Origin of the sequence: Tessaracoccus sp. OH4464_COT-324, from assembly GCF_003932855.1 — a bacterium.
Taxonomy (GTDB): Bacteria; Actinomycetota; Actinomycetes; order Propionibacteriales; family Propionibacteriaceae; genus Arachnia.
In genome coordinates, this window is the sequence record NZ_RQYZ01000075.1 from 1 (window position 1) to 565 (window position 565).

Below are 565 nucleotides of genomic sequence, written 5' to 3' on the forward strand. Positions count from 1 at the left end.
CACCGATACCATCAAAGCCGCCACCCACACCCGGACGACCGAACCCCCCACCAATCAACTCGTTGTAGCGCGGATCCCCCGGATAAATCGGCCCCAAACTACCATCATGACGCGGATCCCCCGGCAAAATCGGATCCCCAAACTTCCACCCCGACGAACCATCCGCACCAGCAGCACCCAAACCACCCAAGCCGCCAGGCGCCCCCAAACCACCAGAGCCCAAACCACCCAGGCCACCACCAGGCGCACCCAAGCCACCACCAGGCAAACCACCAGGCGCACCCAAACCACCAGCAGCCCCAACCGGCGACCCCAACGGCGCACCAGCCACACCCCGAGCCACACCCGCCTGAGCCATACCAGCCACACCAGCCTGACCAGCAGCCAAACCACCACCAGCAGCAGCACCAGCGCCCCCAGCACCAGCACCACCCATACCACCGCCACCCATCATCATCGGCGGCATACCACCCTGACCACCCTTATCACCCCGAGTACCCGAAGTCTTCGGATTGATCAGCGCCTCCTGAATATCCTCCTCAACAACCAGATCATCACTATCAGC

Annotated in this window: 1 protein-coding gene; it reads right to left on the reverse strand. The window is 63.2% G+C overall.

Features of this window, described 5'->3' with window-relative positions; all coding sequences use genetic code 11:
- Window positions 1–54: 54 nt before the first annotated feature.
- Window positions 55–447, reverse strand: coding sequence for a hypothetical protein (locus tag EII42_RS13110; RefSeq protein WP_158676520.1), 393 nt, complete (start codon window positions 445–447; stop codon window positions 55–57).
- Window positions 448–565: the final 118 nt, after the last annotated feature.